The following is a 16,058-nucleotide window of genomic DNA, read 5'->3' on the forward strand; positions in this document are numbered from 1 at the left end:
TGTCTCAGTCCCAGTGTGGCTGATCATCCTCTCAGACCAGCTATGGATCGTCGCCTTGGTAGGCCTTTACCCCACCAACTAGCTAATCCAACGCGGGCCCATCTAAAGGCGATAAATCTTTGGTCCGAAGACATTATCCGGTATTAGCTCAAATTTCTCTGAGTTATTCCGAACCTAAAGGCAGGTTCCCACGCGTTACGCACCCGTGCGCCACTAGACCCGAAGGTCTCGTTCGACTTGCATGTGTTAGGCATGCCGCCAGCGTTCGTTCTGAGCCAGGATCAAACTCTCAAGTTGTGTCACACACCAAACTAGTATGGGGAAAACCCCACCCTCCAGTCTGGCATGAGCTGCAAGGAGCCAATACCTGCTGTCAAACGTAATGGATACGAATGAACATGCTTGTCATCCGGACAGGCGTGGAGCCTGTGTCGGATGTGGCATCGGCTTAAATTAACCGGTTACCGGAGCCTTGAGGTCCCCGGACCGGGCGCCGTCGCCCACATGTCCCTTCATCAAAAACCAACAATGTCAAAGAGCCACCAGACAGTAATAGCGGACAGCGCTTGGTTCCCCGATTTACACCGGGGGACCGGCTATCCGTTTATGTTGGCGACCGGTCGTTGCGGTGGCGGTGGAAGCCGTCAGCGCCGCGTCGGTGGAGCCCATCTATGCGGGGTTCGGGATTCGGTCAACGGGTTTTTGCAATTTTATTTCACGGCAGCGCAAGAACCGCAGAATTCCGCCATTTTTTCCCTACTCCCGGCCATGGCTCCAGCCGTAGGACAACGCCCCTGACCCCTCGGAATCGCCGAATCCGGCCCAGAATCGGCATGGAATCGGGGTTCAGTCCGCTGCTGATGGTGGTGATTTATGTTGGAGCAGCGTTGAACCCGGCGATTCACCCACTCCCCTTTCCGTGCCGCCGCTTTCGTGATTCGGATTGCCCGGTTGGGATGACGCCTTGCAGGTGGTAGTATCGTCCCGACGGACCGGGCCATCAGCGCCGCGCCGTTTGGGAGAATGAAATGGTCGTGCGATCCATCATGGTGCTGAGCGCGCTGCTCGCTGCCTGTCCTGCCGCGGCAGACACCCCGCCGCCGATCGAAACGCAATCTTCTGCCGTCACCGCCGGGCTGGTCGATCCGGCTGCCGAGGTGCTCACCCTGGAAGAAGAGGACAACCGCCGCCTCACCATCCCTGTAAGGATCGACGGCATCGGGCCGTTCGACTTCATGATCGACACCGGCAGTCAGGCGACGGCCGTCACGCGCGAAATCAATGACAGCCTGCAGCTGCGCCCGGCGGGCACGGCGATGCTGGTGGGCATGGCATCGCGCCGCGCGGTCGATCTGGTCGAAGTCGCCCGGCTCGACATCGGTAGTCACACCATCACCGATCTGTCGGCTCCGGTGCTCGAACGCGAGCATGTGGGCGCAGATGGCATTGTCGGGCTGGATTCGCTGCAGGACTTCCGGGTGCTGCTCGATTTCCGCGAGCAGACCATCGCGGTGGAAGATATGCGCGAACAGAACGCCAGCAGTCGCGGGTTCGAAATCGTCGTGCGCGCGCGGCAGCAGCTGGGCCAGTTGCTGATCACCGATGCCGTCGTCGAAGGCGTGCGCGCCACCGTCATCATCGATACCGGCGCGCAGGCCAGTATCGCCAACAACGCCCTGCGCGACCGGATCCGCACCAAGCGCGCGGCCGATGTCACCACCATCGATGTCAACGGCGTCGATCTGGTCGGGCAGATGTCGTTGATGCGCGAACTCACGATCGAGGGGCTGTCGCTCACCAATGTCCCGCTGACCTTTGCCGAGGCCCCTGCCTTCGACGCGCTGGGACTGACCGATGTCCCCACCCTGTCGCTGGGGATGCAGCATCTCGCGCTGTTCGACCGCGTGGCGATCGACTTTGCCAATCGCCGGGTGATGTTCGACCTGCCGCGCGATCTGGCGCGGGCGATGCGGGCAGCGCGCCGGGGCGGACAGTCGTTCCGCTTCTGAAGGTTGATGATACCAGCGCCTTGCGCCATCCCCCCCTTGCGCCCACATGGGGGCGACCATGCCACCCGACAGCCAGCAGCCCGCCGATCCCGACAAATCCGCTCGCGATGTCGAAAGCTGGGCAACGCTGCGGCGTTTCCTGCCTTATCTCTGGCCGCGCGATAACAACGACCTTCGCATCCGCATCGTCGTGGCCATGGTGCTGGTGCTGGCCGCCAAGGGCATCACGCTGGCCCTGCCCTTTGCCTATAAGGGTGCGGTCGATGCGATGGCGGGGCCGATCGATGAAGGGCTGACGGTCGCACTGGCGCTGGTCGCGGCCTATGCCTTGGGACGGTTCACGGCCCTGGCATTCGACAATCTTCGCAACATCGTTTTCGAGAAGGTCGGCCAGTATGCCTCGCTGTCCTTGGCCGAGGACGTGTTTCACCGGCTCCACCGCCTGTCGCTGCGCTTCCACCTCGCGCGGCGCACGGGCGAGGTCACCAAGATCATCGAACGCGGCACCAAAAGCATCGACCAGATGCTGTACTTCCTGCTGTTCAACATCGCGCCGACCATCATCGAGCTGATCGCGGTCGGTGTGATCTTCTACATCAATTTCGGGATAGAGCTGGTGCTGGGCACCGCGCTCACCGTGGTGCTCTATATATGGGTGACGCGCGCGATCACCGAATGGCGCACCAAGCTGCGGCGCGAGATGAACGATCTCGACGGCAAGGCGCTGCATCGTGCGGTGGATTCGCTGCTCAATTTCGAAACCGTCAAATATTTCGGCGCCGAAACGCGCGAGGAGAGGCGGTATGGACAGGCCGCCCGCGCCTATGCCGAGGCGGCGATCAAATCCGACAATTCGGTCGGCCTGCTCAACATGGCGCAATCGCTCATCACCAACGGGCTGGTCGCGGGCGCGATGGCCTATACCGTGTGGGGCTGGAGCCGGGGCGAATTGACGGTCGGCGATCTGGTGCTGGTCAATACCTACCTGCTGCAGCTGTTCCGCCCGCTGGACGTGCTGGGGTGGGTCTATCGCACGATCCGGCAGGGTCTGGTCGACATGGCGGAGATGTTCCGCCTGATCGATACCGATATCGAAGTGAAGGACCCTCCCGGCGCGCCCGCGCTGATCGTGCGCACGCCCACGGTCGTATTCGACAATGTCACCTTCGGCTATGATCCGGGCCGCACGATCCTGCGCGGCCTTTCCTTCACGGTGCCTTCCGGATCCACCACTGCGATCGTCGGTTCTTCGGGCGCAGGCAAAAGCACGATCGGGCGGCTGTTGTTCCGGTTCTACGATCCGCAGGAAGGCCGGGTGCTGGTGGGGGGCGAGGATATCGCTACCGTCCAGCAATACAGCCTGCGCGCCGCGATCGGGATCGTCCCGCAGGACAGCGTGCTGTTCAACGAGAGCCTTGCCTACAATATCGCCTACGGGGCCGAAGACGCCGACGAGGCGATGGTGGAGCAGGCTGCACGCGATGCCGCGCTGATGCCGCTGATCGAGCGCCTGCCCGATGGCTTTGCCACGATGGTTGGCGAACGCGGGCTGAAGCTGTCGGGCGGCGAGAAGCAGCGCGTCGCCATTGCCCGCACGCTGGTGAAGAACCCGCCGATCCTGCTGCTGGACGAAGCCACCAGCGCCTTGGACACCCGCACCGAGCAGGAAATCCTCGGGACCTTGAAGCGCATCGCCAAGGGGCGCACCACCATCGCGATTGCCCACCGCCTGTCGACCATCGCGGACGCCGACAACATCCTTGTGCTCGACCATGGGCGCTTGGCCGAAAGCGGCACCCATGCCGGATTGCTGGCCAAGGGCGGGCTGTATGCCGAAATGTGGTCGCGCCAGGCGAGCGAGCGGAGCGACGAAGACAGCGACGCTGCGGCCGAGGCAGCCGAGTAGCCTGCGCCGGAGGATTGCCGCAGGCCGCGCGGCTGGTTACTCCTGCCTCTCGATGCCCCGTATCCGGTGTGCGTTGAACCGAGAGAGAAAGAGAGCCCGTCCGATGCGCCCTGCCCGTCTGCCCAGCCGTCTGCCCGCCCGCCTAATTGCCGCCCTGCTTGCCACCGCTGCCATTCCCGTGGCCGCGCAGGATGCGCCCGCTGCCGCCGTAGCACCCGCCGTCCCGCTTCCCGCCGCGATGACTGCCGAGGAGATGCCGCCGATCCCGCTGACGCTTGCCGAGCGCGCGCGGCCCTATCTCGAATCGCGCGGTGCCAGCTTTGCAGGATGGGATCCGAACAACCGCGCCGTGATGATCTCCACCCGCTTTGCCAATGTCAGCCAGCTTCACCGCGTCGAAGCGCCGATGGGCGCGCGCACCCAGATCAGTTTCGAGGCAGAGCCGGTGCGCGGCTCCTATGCCCCGACCAAGGGCGACGTGATCATCGTCGGCAAGGATCGCGGCGGGGACGAATATTACCAGATATACAGCTTGAAGGACGGGCGCCTGACTCTGCTGACCGACGGCAAGAGCCGTAACCAGCTCAACACGTGGAGCAATGACGGCGAACTGCTCGGCTACAGTTCGACCCGGCGCAACGGGGTGGATTCCGATCTTTATGTCATGAACCCGCGTGACCCTGCCTCGGCCCGGATGGTGCACCAGAGCACGGGCGGCGGCTGGTTCCTGACCGGCTTTGCGCCGGACAAGCGCACCGCCTATGTCGCCGACTACAATTCGGTGCAGGATGTCGACCTTTACACGCTCGATCTGGCGACCGGCGCGATGGCCCCGATCGGCGATCCGGCGGCGGAAGCCGCCTTCGGAGGACTGACGGTAGCACCCGACGGAACGCTTTGGATCACGAGCGATCTGGGCTCGGACTTCCAGCAGTTGGGGCGATTGGATCCTGCTTCGGGCGAGTTCACCGCTGTTTCACGTGAAACATGGGACGTCGACGGCTTCGATCTTTCAGCTGATGGCACAACCATCGCCTATGTCGTGAACGAGGCCGGGACCGACCGGCTGCGGTTGATGGACGTGGCGAGCGGCAAGGTGACCAAGGTCGATGCCCTGCCCGCCGGACAGATCGGCGGCGTGGAATTCGCGCCGTGGGGCGAGATCGGCTTTTCGTTCAGCTCCGCCAAAAGCGCGGCCGACGTGTGGTCGCTCGACCCGGCGACGATGCAGCTGACCCGCTGGACGCAGAGCGAAACCGGCGGGCTCGATCCGTCGGTGAATGTCGAACCGCGGATCGTGACCACCAAAAGCTTTGACGGGCTGGAGGTATCCGGCCTGCTCTACCTGCCCGATCCCGCGAAGTTCGCAGGGCCGCGCCCGCTGATCGTGCGCGTCCACGGCGGCCCGGAGGGCCAATCCACGGCAGGCTTCATGGGCAGCACCAACTACTATCTCAACGAACTCGGCATCGGCATCTTCTACCCCAACGTGCGCGGATCGACCGGGTATGGCAAAACCTTCGTCAGCCTCGACAACGGCCCGTTCAAGCGCGAGGATTCGGTGCGCGACATGGACGCGCTGATCGACGCGGTGCGCGCCGATCCGGCGGTGGATGCGGCGCGGGTGGGCCTCGCCGGTGGATCATACGGCGGGTATATGTGCTACGCCGCAGCGGTGCAGTTGAAGGACAAGCTCACCGCAACCCAGTGCACCGTGGCGATCAGCAATTTCGTCAGCTTCCTCGAAAACACCAACCCCTACCGGCAAGACCTGCGGCGGGTGGAATATGGCGACGAGCGCGATCCCGTGCAGCGCGCCAAGCTGACCGAAATCAGCCCGCTGACCCGCGTTGACGAAATCGCAAAGCCGATGTTCGTCATCACCGGCGCCAATGATCCACGCGTGCCCAAGTCCGAGGCCGACCAGATGGTCGCCGCGATCCGTGCGAACGGGGGCGAGGCATGGCACCTTGTGGCCGCCGACGAAGGCCACGGCTTCCGCAAGAAGGACAATACGGATTACGCCTTCCTGTCGCAGCTGATGTTCTGGGAAGAACACCTGCTCGGCGAGTGATCAGTCCGCCTGCGCGAGGCGCTGGAGACCTGCCAGCGCCTCGTCACGCCGATCCCATGGCACGAACAGGTGATCGTGGTGATAGCCCGCCACGATATTGCAGGCGATCCCGGCTTCGGCCAGCGCGCCGGAGACCGCGGCGGTCAGCCCCACGGCTTCGAGCGCGGAATGCACCATCAGGGTGATGCGCGCGAACGCCGCGCCCTCGCCCGGCCCGGCGAGAATCGCTGTGACGCCTTCGTCCTCGCGGATCAGCGCGAAGGCATCAGCAGGCGCGTCGCCAACCACCAGCACGAACCGCCACGGATCGGGGTTTAGCGCCGGGGCCATCCCCGCCAGCATCGCCGAAAGCTCGCTGACAGGCTGGCGCGGCATTACAGGATGTACTTGCTGAGGTCGGTATCGCCCGCAAGATCGGCCAACCGCTCGCGCACGTAAGCCGCGTCGATCACCACGGTCTCGCCCGTGCGATCCTCGGCTTCGAAGCTGATGTCTTCCAGCAGCCGCTCCATCACCGTCTGTAGCCGCCGCGCGCCGATATTCTCGACCCCGGAATTCACCTGCGCGGCGATCCGCGCGATTTCGGCAATGGCATCGGGTGTGATTTCGAGCGTCACGTCTTCGGTGCCCAGCAGCGCCTTGTATTGCGCGACCAGATTGGCGCGGGTTTCGGAGAGGATGCGGACGAAATCCTCCTCGGTCAACGCGCGCAGTTCGACCCGGATCGGCAGGCGGCCCTGCAATTCAGGCAGCATGTCCGAAGGTTTGGCCACGTGAAACGCGCCTGATGCGATGAACAATATGTGGTCGGTCTTCATCGGCCCGTATTTGGTGGCGACCGTGGTGCCTTCGATCAGCGGCAGCAGGTCGCGCTGCACGCCTTCGCGGCTGACACTGCCGCCGCGCACGTCACTGACCGCGATCTTGTCGATCTCGTCGAGGAACACGATCCCGTTGGTTTCCGCATTGGCGAGCGCGACGCGGGCGACATCGTCCTGGTCGAGCCGCTTTTCGGCCTCTTCGTCCACCAGCCGGTCCCACGCATCGGGCACGCGCAGCTTCTGGCGGCGGGTAGCCTTGCGGCCGAACGCCTTGCCCATCATGTCGCTGAGGTCGATCATCTGCATCGATCCGCCCATGTTGCCCATGTCGAGCGGCATGTTCGGGCTGTCGGCGACCTCGATCTCCACTTCGACATCGTTCATCGCGTTCTGGGTGATGCGCTCGCGGAAACTGGCGCGGGTCGCCTCGGAGGCGTTGTCGCCCACCAGCGCGTTAAGCAGGCGGTCCATAGCCGCTTCGGACGCGGCCTCGCGCACCTTGTCGCGGCGGCGTTCCTTTTCCAGCCGGATCGCTTCTTCGACAAGGTCGCGGGCGATCTGTTCGACATCGCGCCCGACATAGCCGACTTCGGTGAACTTGGTCGCCTCGACCTTCACGAACGGCGCTTCGGCCAGCTTCGCCAGCCGCCGGCTGATCTCGGTCTTGCCGCAGCCGGTCGGGCCGATCATCAGGATGTTCTTGGGCGTGACCTCGTCGCGCAGGTCGGCGCCCAGCCGCTGGCGGCGCCAACGGTTGCGCAGCGCCACCGCGACCGCGCGCTTGGCATCCTTCTGGCCGATGATGTGTTCATCGAGAGCGGCGACGATCGCTTTGGGGGTGAGGTTATCGATCATTTGGTTCTCACTCCCCCTCACGCTTGTTGCGGGAGGGGGTCGGGGGGTGGGAATAATCGGGAGTGGAGACATGCCCACCCCCGGCCTCTCCCGCAAGCGGGAGGGGCGTTAAACGGTTTCGACCGTCAGATTGCCATTGGTGAAGACGCAGATTTCCGCCGCGACCGCCATTGCCTTGCGCGCGATGGTCTCGGCGTCGGTTTCGTAATCGGTCAGCGCCCGCGCGGCGGCGAGCGCGAAATTGCCGCCCGATCCGATTGCGGCGATTTCGCCCATCGGTTCCAGCACGTCGCCATTGCCGGTCAGCACCAGCAGCGTGTCCTTGTCCGCGACGATCATCAAGGCTTCCAGGTTGCGCAGGTATTTGTCGGTGCGCCAGTCCTTGGCGAGTTCGACACAGGCGCGCATCAGCTGGCCGGAATATTGCTCCAGCTTCTTTTCCAGCCGCTCGAACAGGGTGAACGCGTCGGCGGTGGCTCCGGCGAACCCGGCGATGACCTTGCCATCGCCGATCCGCCGCACCTTCTTGGCGTTGGGTTTCATCACGGTGTTGCCCATCGACACCTGACCATCGCCCGCGATCACGGTTTTGTCGCCGCGCCTGACGCCTATGATGGTGGTGCCGTGCCACTGGATCAGGCCGTGGCTTGCAGAATCGCTTGTCATGGGGACGAATATGGAGCGCCTGCCTGCAGGATCAAGCGCGCAAGCAAGAACCTATGGCCCGCCGGGGCCGCCCGCGCCCGGAAGTCCGCCGCCGCCGACCTGCCCGATATTGCCGAACAGATCTTCAAGGAAGCTGCGTTCACGCCCCAGCGTCGGGGTCTTGCCGCCATCGGGATCGATATAGGCAACCTGATCGATACCGCTGCGATCGACCTCCACCACCTTGCCCGCATCGTCGAACCGCACGGCAAGCACCGTATGCTCCCGAATACGCGGGCGGGTGAACGGGCGTTGGCCGGTGATGCTGGACACATAATACCAGGTCGGCTCGCCGAACTGGCTGGTAAAGGTCGGGCGGCCGAGCGTGCTTTCGACCGAGCGTTGATTATCGATGCCTGGCTGCACCAGATCGGCCAGCAGCGGATCGACGATATAGCCGCGCGATTCGCGGATCGCCGAGCAGGCCGGCAGCAGTGCCACCGCGCCCAGCACCAGCACGGCACGCCGCAACGCGCGCTGCTTGCCGCTTGCCTCGGGGTTCATTCTGGCAATTCGCGTCAAAACCTGTCCGTCCCGTCTCTTGCCGACAATCTGCGGCGGTCTCATATTCCTTGGGTGTTGCGCTTTAAGGGGCTAGGCACAAGCTTGCAACGCACCATCTGCGGGCAACCCCGGACGCAGGCATGCTGGAGCAGGCTTGAACCACGCTTGAACGCATCCGCCGCAGCGACGATTGCGTAGATCGAAACGGGGCAAGCGCGGGCTGGTTATGGGCCGCGCGGGCATATTCGAAAGGCGAAAACAGTAATGTCGTTCCTCTCCCGTCTGCTCGGCACCGCGCCCGATCCGCGCGAAAGCGTGCGCCCGCTGTGGCACCGCGTGATCGAACTGGCGCGCGATCAGGATTACTATGCCGAATGCGGCGTGGCGGATACGATTGCAGGCCGGTTCGATCTGATCACCGCGGTGCTCAGCACTGTGATGGTGCGGGTCGAAGCTTCGGAAATGCGGTCTGAAAGTGCGCTTCTGGCCGAACTTTTCGTCGAGGACATGGACGGGCAATTGCGCGAATTCGGGGTGAATGACGTGGTGGTGGGCAAGCGCATCGGCAAGCTGATGAGCGTGCTCGGCGGCAGGCTGGGCGCCTATCGCGGGGCGCTGAACGCGGGCGACCTCGACAAGCTGACCGGCGCGGTGCAGCGCAACGTGACCTTTGCCGAAGGCGCCGACGAAGCCGCCAGCGCCGCCAAGGTTGCCGAAAGGCTGCTCAAATTGTCGCAGCGTCTTGCGCGCTTCAGCGACGAGGAAATGCTCAAAGCGAGCGCGATCTGGTGAACGCGCCCGCACCCCGGTCCGAATTGACCCGCATGGTCAAGGCCCGCCCACTGCCGGGCGAGCCGATGGTGATCGAGCCCAGCGTAGCCGAGCGTGCCGCGCTTGCAGCTCGATTCGGGCTGCGGGAAATCACCATGCTGCGGGCCGAAGTCGCGCTCGAACCGAAGCCCAACGCGATTCGCGCCACCGGGCGGCTGACTGCCAAGGTGATGCAGCCCTGCGCGGTCAGCGGCGAGGAGTTTCCGGTCAGCATCGACGAGCCGATCGACCTGCGCTTTATCGAGCAGCGCAATCTCGCCGCGAGCGAAGAGGGCGAGGAAATCGAGATCGAACTCGAAGCCGATGACTGCGACGAAATCGAATTTTCAGGCGACATGTTCGACCTCGGCGAGGCGGTGGCGCAGACGCTCGGCCTTGCAATCGACCCCTATGCCGAAGGGCCGGGCGCCGATGCGGCACGCAAAGCGGCGGGCATTGTCGTTGAAGGCGAGCAGGACGGCCCGCTGGCGGCAATGCTGAGCGCGCTCAAGAAAGACTGATCGGACGGGCTACCGGTCGGTTATTGCTGATCCAGCGGACGGGTGATCCAGATTTTCGCCTGCTCGATCTCCTCGGCAGCGAAGGCTTGGGATTCCAGCGGCAGGATCGCGCCGAAATTCTCGACCGCCAACTCGGCGATCCGGGGCGCGCCGACCACTGCATAACGGCGCACCGGCACAATCGATTTGAAGCTGGCCAGCAAGCCCTGCGGCGAAAGGAAAGCGCCGGGGGCGAATTCCTCGGTCTTGCGCAGATCGAGCAGCAGCCGCAGATCATCATGCGTCGCGATGGCGCTGTCGACCACCCGCGCCATCTCCTCGACCTGCGCGCGGTCGAGCCGGTGGTCGAACACGAACGCGATATAGGCTGTGCCATCGGCATGCAGCAGTTCCGATTTCATGTGCGGGCTCCTGTGTTCCGGCTCGGGCGCGGCGGCGAATCGGCCCGGTTCTGGCCACGTTCGAAGCCGACATCGCGCGACTACTGGCAAGCCTGAGGCGATCTTCTCTAACCCAGAATTGTGTCGCAAATAAAAGGTCGGGCCGTGACGCCTCGATGCGCCGTAGTCGCCCAACAGCGCCGAAGTTTCCGCATAAATATCAGCTATTAATCCAGGTTATTTCTTCGTCATCCGGCGCAAGTGCCTGTCGTTCGAACGCTTAACCCGCCCAGTCCTGCCCGCGCTTCGATAGTCTGCCTGCCAGACAACAAGGAGATTGAGCATGACGATAGATTCCCGAACCGGCTCCACCGGCACACAGGACCATTCCGAAGTTCGCGACGAATTGCGGCATGATGCAGACCGCCTCAAGGATACCGCCAAGGACCGCGCGAGGCAGGAAGCCGACACCCGCAAGGGCGAGGCCGCATCCGCCATGGGATCGGCGTCTTCGGCGTTCCGCACCGCCGCCGAGGAATTGCGGAAGGACGGCGACGCGCCCGACTGGATGGCATCCGCGGTCCAGCAGGCAGCCCGCAAGATCGACGGCATGGCCAGCCAGATCGAGGGACGCAGCATCGACGATATCGGGCGGCAGGTCACCGATTTCGCACGCCAGAGCCCCGGCGCATTTCTGGCCGCTTCCGCAGCCGCCGGTTTCGCCGCAGCCCGCGTGCTGCGCGCGGGCGTCGACAAGAAGCGGCATGATGGGACGGGTGACCACAACGACTGGCGCTCTTCGACCTCCCGCACTGGCACTGGCACCGGCACCGGCACCGGCACGTCAACCGGCACCGGCACCATCAGCGGCGCTGGCACGTCCACCAGCATCGGCACCAGCGCTGGCGCCGGAGCCGGCACGGCCGGCGGCACCGCGACAGGCTACACCGGTACCAGCGGCAGCATCGGAGGCACGACACGATGACAGACCGCAGAAACGATCCGCTAACGGGGACCCCGCGAAGCACCGGCACCGGCGGCAGTGACGAGAATGTCGTCGATCTGGTGGGACGCCTGACGCAGCAGGGTGCGCACCTTGCCAAGGAACAGGTCAGCCTGATGCAGGCCGAAGTCCGCGAAGCCACGCAGGAGATCAAACTCGCCGTCGGATCTCTGGCCGGAGCCGTGGTGTTCGGCGTTGCCGGGCTTGGCGTGCTGCTGATGGGGTTTGCCTACCTCGTCGGCGCGGCGCTCGAAAACCTTCCGCTCGGCACCATCATCGTCGGCTCGGTCACTCTGGTGATCGCCGGGATTCTCTACGCCAGCGGCAAGAGCAAGGTCGATAAGGACTCGCTCAAGCCCGACCGCACCATCGACACCATCACCGATACCCCCGCCGCAATCGCGGGCGACACGCACAATACCCGGAGGACCACATGACCACCACGACCGACAATCGCAGCTCTGAAGAGATCGAACGCGATATCCGCGCCACCCAAAAGGACATGCACCGCACGGTCGAACAGATCGAAGGTGAATTGACCGGGCGCAACATGCTCAATTCGCTGCTCGACAAGGCCGACGAGAACGGCGTCGACACCCGCTATCTGATCGATGCCGCGCGGCGCAACCCGCTGGCGCTGGGCATGATCGCGGTGGGCGGGCTGTGGCTCGTCAGCGATGCCGATGCCCGGCCTTCGGCGATGAAGCCTTCGCTGGGCCGGTTCGGCAGCCACGATTCGGGGCATGATCAGGGATTTGACTCCGACGGCTGGCATTCCGAGCACCGTTCCTATGTCGAGCACATGGCGCGCTGCGAACCGCGACCGGACGAGGACGATCAGACCTATCGCCGCCGCCGGGATCATTCGCGGGCGAGCTATTTCATGATCGAACAGAGCCCCGACGAGGACGAAAGCTCGTTCCGCAAGCGGCTGGACGATGCGACCGACAAGCTGCGCGAGCGCCGTCACCGGGCGAGCGAAAGCGCCCACGACATGGGCCGCCAGTCGCGAGATCGCGCCAAGCAGGCGGCAGGTTCTGCGCAGGATTTCTATTACGATAACCCGTTGATCAGCGGCCTTGCGGCGGCCTTTGTCGGCGCGGTTGCCGGTTCCGCCCTCCCCGCAACCCGCACGGAAGAAAACTATGTCGGCGGGCTTGGCGAACAGGCGCTCGACACTGCGCAGGCCAAGGCCAAGCAGACCGGCGAGCAGGCCCGGCACAAGAAGGACGAGATGATCGACAAGGCCGACCGGAAAATGGCCGAAAGCGGCGAACACAATCGCCAGACCGGAACTTCGCAGCCGGTTTGATCCCGACCGGTCAAGCGAACGGCGCGGCGGCGCGGGCGATCAGGCCTGCGCCGCCGCTTTCGTTTCCACGGCGAAATCGATCGGCTTGAAGCTGCCCCCGTTCGACGCATAAGCCGAACACGCGGTCAGCCCGATCACAAGATCCATTTCGGCCCGGAACCGGATGTGGTCGCCCGGCCCGGTCTGCGGCGGCAGCACCGCAATCTTGCCTTCGGGGCTGACCGCAACATTCATGAAAATGTTGAACGCGGTCGGGATCGTGTCCGGTTCGACGCCGAACGGCTCCAATGCCTCGGCCAGGTTGCCGAAGCAGCCGCGATGGCGGGGCTTGTCCGGATAGAAATGATCGAAGGTGGCGAACGAACACGGCGTGAGCAGGAAATCGTGATGCGGCGCAGTGTCCTCGACGATCGTCAGCATCACGCGCGAACGGTTCGACCACAACCGCGCGCCTGTCGTAAGACGAACGCTCTCCTCGTAATCGAAGGTCCGCCCGTTGGAGAGCACCTCCGCCGGTTCATCCGCCGCAATCGCGAGCATGTCGCTGACCTGCCCGCCGAGCGGATCGATCACCGTCAGGTGATCGCCCTTCGCCAGCGTGACGGCGACCCCGGTGCGGGGTTCGATCCGCCGGATCATGACAGATCCTTGGGCGAGAACGGGCATTGCCAGTCCTCCCCGACCTGCCGCCCGCTATACTGCCGGGCTTCGCTCACCTCGCCATGGCGGGCGATCATCGGGTTGGGCTCTCCGTCGAATTCCTCGTCTCGCGCCAGAATGACTTCGCGCATCCGCTCGTAACGCTGCTGCGCGCGCAGGCGTTCGAACTGGTCGTGCGGGTTGAGCACGATTGTGGGATAGGCCGCCCGGCGCGCCCGGCGCGCGGCGCGCGGATGAAGGCCGACTGCAAAGAAGGCCCGCCCACCGAAACTCAGGGCGAAATGCGGATCGTTGGGGTCGTCGCTGTAGGCCGGATCATAGTCGTTCCCGCGCTGCCCGTCCTTGACGATCAACGAACCGAGCCTTGCCCACAACGCCTCCTCGAACGCGCGTTCGGTCAGGCTTGTCGGCCCTGCGAACACCACTGCAAAACTGCGGAAAACCTTCTCGTCAGGCTCATGACCGGCGCTCCACTGCACCAGCGCGTCATGAATACGCTGATCATCGCACGCGCTGGTGATCGAGCGGGCGGTCACGATTTCCAGCGTGCCCTGAGCCAGCGCCGACTTCGCGCCGACGCAGGGGAATTCCTGGCGTTCGATCAGAGCGGCAAGGCTGCGCTGAAGTTGCCCGGGCTCTTCCCCGTGTTCTTTATCGTCAGCACTGTCGCGATTTCCCGCGTGAGGGGCGAGCGCCATCGCCGCACTCTTCTTTATAGAATAGTTCGCCAAGTTTCCGGAACCTTTAGTGATATTGTAGAGCAGGGTATCATCGGATTGCCATTTACATATGCAATTTGACGAAACCTGCTTAACTTTTATTGACCTGTTGCGGGATCTTACCGCGATTTCCACTTTGGTTCTCTAGCCTAAGTTAAGCGCCGTAGGCCGACGAGAACCAGCACTGTGCCGCCCTGTGCAGACACGAAAATCGCGCCGGTCCGGACGTGGAGAAGCCATCCCACGCCTCGTCCCGCGAGTGAACCAGCCCGGCGGGTCGGACGAAACATTCCCCTCTGCGCCCCCCTTTCACTCGGCAGGGGCACGATAGCCCTGTCCAGAAAAGGAGAGCGAACATGAGCAGGAATGTGGCATCCGCCGTATTCGAAACCCGCGCAGAGGCCGAAGCCGCCATTGATGATCTGCGCAGAACCGGAATCGGCGAAAACGCGATCTCGGTCATCAGCAAGCATGACGAGGCGTTCGAACGGGCGCACGACCACCATGATGGCGACGATCACCACCACCGCGACGCCGACACCAAGGCGAGCGGCGCGGGCAAAGGATTGGCGATCGGGGCCGGTACGGGAGCCGTGGCCGGTCTGGCCGCACTCGCGATCCCGGGCGTGGCGCCGTTCTTTGCCGCTGGCGCGGTGGCCGAAGCGCTCGGCATCGTCGGCAGCACCGCCGCCACCAGCGCGGTTGTCGGCGGCGCGATCGGCGGGTTGACCGGCGCGTTGATGAAATACGGGGTCGCCGAGGACGACGCCCGCTATTTCGACGAGCGCCTCCAGCGCGGCGGGTATTGGGTCGGGGTCGATCTCGACGATAGCCGTGCAAACGGGAGCGAGGTGGAAACCATCCTCTACCGCCACGGCGGGCACACCTCGAATCGCCCGCGCGACACGCATGACCGGACCATGCCAGCCGGGGCTGCCGGTACCCATTCGACCAGATCGGACCACGTCGACCGTCACGATGTCGGCGGGACGGCTCCGGCGGGCACTGCAGGCAATGGCCCGGGCCGTGACCGTCAGCGCGGCACGATTCCCCGCGATCCCACCCTGCGATAGAAACGAAAAACGGGCGGCCATCGCGCCGCCCGTTCTTCACTTTCAGCTGAAGCAGCGCGGCCTTTGCGCGCGGGACGCACCCGGTCAGAACGGGATATCATCGTCCAGATCGTCATAGCCGCCCGAGCTGCCGCCGGAGGGGCCACTTTTGCCGCCGCCGCCGCCGCCGCCGCCCTGATCCCAACCACCCGGCGAATCGCCGCCGCCAGCGCCGTAACCGCCCGAGCGGCCGCCGCTAGCGCCGCCGCCGCCCATACCGCCACCGCCACCGCCACCGCCACCTTGCGCGCCGTCGAGCATCGTCAGGGTGCCGCCGAGACCCTGAATGACGATTTCGGTGCTGTAGCGGTCGGCCCCGCTCTGATCCTGCCACTTGCGGGTCTGCAGCTTGCCTTCAACAAAGACCTTGCTGCCTTTCTTCAGGTAGCGTTCGACCACGCCCACGAGACCTTCGGAAAAGATCGCGACCGTGTGCCACTCGGTCTTTTCCTTGCGTTCGCCGGTCTGGCGATCTTTCCACGTCTCGGACGTGGCAATGCGCAGGTTGGCGACCTTTCCGCCGTTCTGAAACGAGCGGATTTCGGGGTCGGCCCCCAGATTGCCGATCAGCATGACCTTGTTGAGCGAACCCGCCATCGAAACGTTCCTTCTGCGTCAGACACTTGCGTCGTCAGCGCAAGATGCGCCGCGAATCTGTGTCAGACAA

At 64.2% G+C, this 16,058-nt stretch carries 17 protein-coding genes and 1 rRNA gene; 9 read left to right on the top strand and 9 right to left on the bottom strand.

Translation table 11 applies throughout. The annotated features are described in order from the left end of the window. Positions 1–297, bottom strand: a 16S ribosomal RNA gene (locus tag Q0L48_RS14955); the annotation flags it as partial. 731 nt (positions 298–1,028) lie between these two features. On the opposite strand from Q0L48_RS14955, the gene Q0L48_RS14960 reads away from it, so the two are divergent. From Q0L48_RS14960 to Q0L48_RS14970, 3 genes are all read left to right on the top strand, one after another. After that, positions 1,029–2,009: an aspartyl protease family protein gene (locus Q0L48_RS14960; protein ID WP_296722270.1), complete on the top strand. Its 981-nt coding sequence runs from the start codon at positions 1,029–1,031 to the stop codon at positions 2,007–2,009. A 58-nt stretch (positions 2,010–2,067) separates the two neighbouring features. Continuing rightward, a complete protein-coding gene (locus Q0L48_RS14965; protein WP_296722272.1) occupies positions 2,068–3,915 on the top strand; it encodes an ABC transporter ATP-binding protein/permease in 1,848 nt (615 codons plus the stop codon). A 103-nt stretch (positions 3,916–4,018) separates the two neighbouring features. Further along, positions 4,019–5,989 (top strand): prolyl oligopeptidase family serine peptidase, encoded by a 1,971-nt coding sequence (locus Q0L48_RS14970; protein WP_296722273.1) that lies wholly within the window; start codon positions 4,019–4,021, stop codon positions 5,987–5,989. On the opposite strand, the gene Q0L48_RS14975 is transcribed toward Q0L48_RS14970, so the two are convergent. From Q0L48_RS14975 to Q0L48_RS14990, 4 genes are all read right to left on the bottom strand, one after another. After that, positions 5,990–6,364, bottom strand: coding sequence for an ACT domain-containing protein (locus Q0L48_RS14975; RefSeq protein ID WP_296722275.1), 375 nt, complete (start codon positions 6,362–6,364; stop codon positions 5,990–5,992). After that, complete coding sequence (hslU, locus tag Q0L48_RS14980; RefSeq protein ID WP_296722277.1) at positions 6,364–7,665, bottom strand: ATP-dependent protease ATPase subunit HslU; 1,302 nt, start codon at positions 7,663–7,665, stop codon at positions 6,364–6,366. Before hslU ends, Q0L48_RS14975 begins: the two co-directional genes overlap by 1 nt. Positions 7,666–7,773: 108 nt before the next feature. After that, positions 7,774–8,331 (bottom strand): ATP-dependent protease subunit HslV, encoded by a 558-nt coding sequence (gene hslV / locus Q0L48_RS14985; protein ID WP_296722279.1) that lies wholly within the window; start codon positions 8,329–8,331, stop codon positions 7,774–7,776. 51 nt (positions 8,332–8,382) lie between these two features. Next, the gene (locus tag Q0L48_RS14990) at positions 8,383–8,874 is read right to left on the bottom strand and encodes an outer membrane protein assembly factor BamE (RefSeq protein WP_296722281.1); all 492 of its coding nucleotides are present in this window, start codon (positions 8,872–8,874) and stop codon (positions 8,383–8,385) included. Between the two features lie 264 nt (positions 8,875–9,138). Here Q0L48_RS14990 and Q0L48_RS14995 point away from each other — a divergent pair, with 264 nt between their 5' ends. Both Q0L48_RS14995 and Q0L48_RS15000 read left to right on the top strand, forming a co-directional pair. Continuing rightward, on the top strand, positions 9,139–9,666 hold the full coding sequence (locus Q0L48_RS14995; protein ID WP_296722283.1) for a ubiquinol-cytochrome C chaperone family protein: 528 nt from the start codon (positions 9,139–9,141) through the stop codon (positions 9,664–9,666). After that, a complete protein-coding gene (locus tag Q0L48_RS15000) occupies positions 9,663–10,205 on the top strand; it encodes a DUF177 domain-containing protein (protein ID WP_367274047.1) in 543 nt (180 codons plus the stop codon). The genes Q0L48_RS14995 and Q0L48_RS15000 overlap by 4 nt, the downstream gene beginning before the upstream one ends. Before the next feature lie 20 nt (positions 10,206–10,225). Here the strand turns inward: Q0L48_RS15000 and Q0L48_RS15005 are convergent, their stop codons facing one another. Further along, positions 10,226–10,606: an STAS/SEC14 domain-containing protein gene (locus Q0L48_RS15005; RefSeq protein ID WP_296722285.1), complete on the bottom strand. Its 381-nt coding sequence runs from the start codon at positions 10,604–10,606 to the stop codon at positions 10,226–10,228. Positions 10,607–10,928: 322 nt separating this feature from the next. On the opposite strand from Q0L48_RS15005, the gene Q0L48_RS15010 reads away from it, so the two are divergent. Genes Q0L48_RS15010 through Q0L48_RS15020 form a run of 3 tightly spaced genes read left to right on the top strand, consistent with a single transcriptional unit; the run spans position 10,929 to position 12,900 of the window. Next, entirely contained in the window at positions 10,929–11,570 is a 642-nt protein-coding gene (locus Q0L48_RS15010) for a hypothetical protein (protein WP_296722286.1), read from the top strand. After that, positions 11,567–12,025: a phage holin family protein gene (locus tag Q0L48_RS15015; protein ID WP_296722289.1), complete on the top strand. Its 459-nt coding sequence runs from the start codon at positions 11,567–11,569 to the stop codon at positions 12,023–12,025. The genes Q0L48_RS15010 and Q0L48_RS15015 overlap by 4 nt, the downstream gene beginning before the upstream one ends. Next, a complete protein-coding gene (locus tag Q0L48_RS15020; RefSeq protein WP_296722291.1) occupies positions 12,022–12,900 on the top strand; it encodes a hypothetical protein in 879 nt (292 codons plus the stop codon). The genes Q0L48_RS15015 and Q0L48_RS15020 overlap by 4 nt, the downstream gene beginning before the upstream one ends. Positions 12,901–12,939: 39 nt before the next feature. Here the strand turns inward: Q0L48_RS15020 and Q0L48_RS15025 are convergent, their stop codons facing one another. Together Q0L48_RS15025 and gntA are read right to left on the bottom strand one after the other, a co-directional pair. Beyond that, complete coding sequence (locus Q0L48_RS15025; protein WP_296722293.1) at positions 12,940–13,539, bottom strand: urea carboxylase-associated family protein; 600 nt, start codon at positions 13,537–13,539, stop codon at positions 12,940–12,942. Further along, positions 13,536–14,258: a guanitoxin biosynthesis heme-dependent pre-guanitoxin N-hydroxylase GntA gene (gntA, locus tag Q0L48_RS15030; RefSeq protein WP_296722295.1), complete on the bottom strand. Its 723-nt coding sequence runs from the start codon at positions 14,256–14,258 to the stop codon at positions 13,536–13,538. Before gntA ends, Q0L48_RS15025 begins: the two co-directional genes overlap by 4 nt. Before the next feature lie 377 nt (positions 14,259–14,635). On the opposite strand from gntA, the gene Q0L48_RS15035 reads away from it, so the two are divergent. Further along, a complete protein-coding gene (locus tag Q0L48_RS15035; protein WP_296722297.1) occupies positions 14,636–15,352 on the top strand; it encodes a general stress protein in 717 nt (238 codons plus the stop codon). A gap of 84 nt (positions 15,353–15,436) precedes the next feature. Here the strand turns inward: Q0L48_RS15035 and ssb are convergent, their stop codons facing one another. Continuing rightward, positions 15,437–15,988: a single-stranded DNA-binding protein gene (gene ssb / locus Q0L48_RS15040; protein WP_296722299.1), complete on the bottom strand. Its 552-nt coding sequence runs from the start codon at positions 15,986–15,988 to the stop codon at positions 15,437–15,439. Between the last annotated feature and the right edge of the window lie 70 nt (positions 15,989–16,058).

Origin of the sequence: Erythrobacter sp. (assembly GCF_024305245.1) — a bacterium.
Taxonomy (GTDB): domain Bacteria; phylum Pseudomonadota; class Alphaproteobacteria; order Sphingomonadales; family Sphingomonadaceae; genus Erythrobacter.

Coding starts and splice junctions, on each gene's coding strand:
- Q0L48_RS14975 (WP_296722275.1), bottom strand. CDS start 6,364: ATGCCGCGCCAGCCTGTCAGCGAGCTTTCGGCGATGCTGGCGGGGATG.
- Q0L48_RS14990 (WP_296722281.1), bottom strand. CDS start 8,874: ATGAACCCCGAGGCAAGCGGCAAGCAGCGCGCGTTGCGGCGTGCCGTG.
- hslV (WP_296722279.1), bottom strand. CDS start 8,331: ATGACAAGCGATTCTGCAAGCCACGGCCTGATCCAGTGGCACGGCACC.
- Q0L48_RS15010 (WP_296722286.1), top strand. CDS start 10,929: ATGACGATAGATTCCCGAACCGGCTCCACCGGCACACAGGACCATTCC.
- gntA (WP_296722295.1), bottom strand. CDS start 14,258: ATGGCGCTCGCCCCTCACGCGGGAAATCGCGACAGTGCTGACGATAAA.
- Q0L48_RS14995 (WP_296722283.1), top strand. CDS start 9,139: ATGTCGTTCCTCTCCCGTCTGCTCGGCACCGCGCCCGATCCGCGCGAA.
- Q0L48_RS15015 (WP_296722289.1), top strand. CDS start 11,567: ATGACAGACCGCAGAAACGATCCGCTAACGGGGACCCCGCGAAGCACC.
- ssb (WP_296722299.1), bottom strand. CDS start 15,988: ATGGCGGGTTCGCTCAACAAGGTCATGCTGATCGGCAATCTGGGGGCC.
- hslU (WP_296722277.1), bottom strand. CDS start 7,665: ATGATCGATAACCTCACCCCCAAAGCGATCGTCGCCGCTCTCGATGAA.
- Q0L48_RS15020 (WP_296722291.1), top strand. CDS start 12,022: ATGACCACCACGACCGACAATCGCAGCTCTGAAGAGATCGAACGCGAT.
- Q0L48_RS14970 (WP_296722273.1), top strand. CDS start 4,019: ATGCGCCCTGCCCGTCTGCCCAGCCGTCTGCCCGCCCGCCTAATTGCC.
- Q0L48_RS15025 (WP_296722293.1), bottom strand. CDS start 13,539: ATGATCCGGCGGATCGAACCCCGCACCGGGGTCGCCGTCACGCTGGCG.
- Q0L48_RS14965 (WP_296722272.1), top strand. CDS start 2,068: ATGCCACCCGACAGCCAGCAGCCCGCCGATCCCGACAAATCCGCTCGC.
- Q0L48_RS15035 (WP_296722297.1), top strand. CDS start 14,636: ATGAGCAGGAATGTGGCATCCGCCGTATTCGAAACCCGCGCAGAGGCC.
- Q0L48_RS15005 (WP_296722285.1), bottom strand. CDS start 10,606: ATGAAATCGGAACTGCTGCATGCCGATGGCACAGCCTATATCGCGTTC.
- Q0L48_RS14960 (WP_296722270.1), top strand. CDS start 1,029: ATGGTCGTGCGATCCATCATGGTGCTGAGCGCGCTGCTCGCTGCCTGT.